At 63.2% G+C, this 1,917-nt stretch carries 3 protein-coding genes; 2 read left to right on the top strand and 1 reads right to left on the bottom strand.

Annotation, left to right across the window (positions count from 1 at the left end; all coding sequences use genetic code 11):
• Nucleotides 1-49: 49 nt before the first annotated feature.
• The gene (locus tag EN939_RS32265; RefSeq protein WP_127271596.1) at nt 50-997 is read right to left on the bottom strand and encodes a ring-cleaving dioxygenase; all 948 of its coding nucleotides are present in this window, start codon (nt 995-997) and stop codon (nt 50-52) included.
• 312 nt (nt 998-1,309) lie between these two features.
• Between EN939_RS32265 and EN939_RS32270 the strand changes: the two genes are divergently transcribed.
• Both EN939_RS32270 and EN939_RS32275 read left to right on the top strand, forming a co-directional pair.
• Nucleotides 1,310-1,477: a hypothetical protein gene (locus tag EN939_RS32270; RefSeq protein ID WP_013529241.1), complete on the top strand. Its 168-nt coding sequence runs from the start codon at nt 1,310-1,312 to the stop codon at nt 1,475-1,477.
• Nucleotides 1,478-1,561: 84 nt separating this feature from the next.
• The coding region (locus EN939_RS32275; protein WP_206528395.1) for a DJ-1/PfpI family protein at nt 1,562-1,917 on the top strand (356 nt) is incomplete at its 3' end.

A 1,917-nucleotide genomic window follows, 5' to 3' on the forward strand; every position in this document is an offset into this window, starting at 1 on the left:
CCGCGATCCTGGGTCAGAACGCGGCGCCCGCCTGCGGCTGGCAAACGATCTACTTCAGCGGCTTGAGGCCAGCCTCGATCGAAGCGCGCTTCGGTTCGAGGAATGGCGGCAGAGCAAGACTTTCCCCCAGTGTTTCCAGCGGCTCGTCGGCGGTGAAGCCCGGCCCGTCGGTGGCGATCTCGAACAGGATGCCGTTCGGCTCGCGGAAATAGAGCGAGCGGAAGTAATAGCGCTCGACCTCGCCGCTCGACGGCAGGCGGAATTCGGCCAGCCGCGCCGTCCATTGATGCAGCGTCTCCTGGTCCGGCGCCCTGAAGGCGACATGGTGAACCGCACCGGCGCCTTGCCGTGCCGGCGCCAGTCCCGGCTGCACCAGGACATGCAGCTCCGCCGCCGGCCCGCCCTCGCCCATTTCGAAGACGTGAACCTGCCCCTCCGGCGACACATAGTCGCGCGCCTTGCGCATGTTCATCACCTTGGTCACCACCGCCTCGGTGTTGGTGATGTCGGGAACGCTGATGACGATCGGCCCGAGCCCGCGTATCTGGTGCTCGACCGGTACCGGGCTTTGCGCCCAGGGATGGCTGCCGCCCTTGCCGCCATCGCTGACCAGGCGCAGACGCTGGCCCTCGGGATCTTCGAAGTCCAATGACGCATAACCGCCGGTGTCGGCGATCTCTCCTGTTGCCAGGCCTTCGTCGGTCAAGTGTTGCTTCCACCAGGCAAGGCTCTCCCGACTGCCGACCCTGAGGCTGGTCCGCACGATGCTGTGCGTGCCGCGCCGCTCGCGGCCGACCGGCCAGTCGAAGAAGGTAAGGTCGGTGCCAGGCGTCGCTTCGCCGTCGGCATAGAAAAGGTGGTAGGCCGAGGTGTCGTCCTGGTTTACGGTCTTCTTGACCAGCCGCAGACCCAGCACCTTGGTGTAGAAATGAAGATTGCCGGGCGCGTTCGCGGTGATGGCGGTCAGATGGTGGATACCTGTCAGTTGCAAGCTCATCGTCGTCTCCCTGCTGTTGGGGAAGAATTTTCTCCCTCCATATCAGACCTGCGGTCACCCCGCTGAAGGCCTCGTATTCCGACAGTCCGTCGCCGGAAGCTGAACAGCGGCGCCGAAAACTACGCCGTCGCTATGAACAATCGGAAGCCGCAAACCTGCCTTGAGATACCGGTCGATGCGGCGAAAAACGATGCCTTGCCCTGCGGCGCGCGCACTGTCCGGAACTATTGTTCGCGCCCTGCCATCCTCCTGACAGACTGCTGTCAGGAGGGGTATGCGATAGTGCCTCTACACAGAGAGAGGAGACTAGCCATGAACGGTTATACCATTCTGCGCGGCATGCAGCACTATGTCGGCAAGATCCGCACGATGCGCAACGAGATCCGCACTCAGCGGTTCATGAACTCGCTGCCGGCGGACATTCGCAAGGATATCGGCTGGCCGGACATGTATGCGGATCGTGGCCCTCGCGGCAATTAAAGCCAATTTTTCGACCCGGCGATTGGATGTCGGCGCGTCAACGCCCAGATAACAGGTCCGGTGCGTGAGGATGGGAGCGAGCTTATGCCCGAACAGAAGACGATCGGCTTCCTTTTCATCGAAGGTTTTGCCGACTGGGAGTATGGGCTGCTGGCGGCCTCGGCGGTCGAATGGTTCGGCGCCCGTGCCATGTCGCTGACGCCTGATGGCAAGCAGGTGACTGGCATTAGTGGCTTTCGGCTGATCCCCGATCGCTCAACAGGCGCCAGCGAGAATGCCGATCTCGATGCCATTGCCATCATTGGTTCCGACCAGTGGACGAGCAAGGCACAGCCTGATGTAGGCAACCTGCTTGCCGCCATTGCATCGCGCGGCGGTGTGGTCGGCGGCATCTGCGCCGGCACGCTGGCGCTGGCCCGCGCCGGCCTGTTCGAGAAGGC

The organism is Mesorhizobium sp. M7A.F.Ca.CA.002.05.1.1, from assembly GCF_003998335.1.
Classification (GTDB): domain Bacteria; phylum Pseudomonadota; class Alphaproteobacteria; order Rhizobiales; family Rhizobiaceae; genus Mesorhizobium.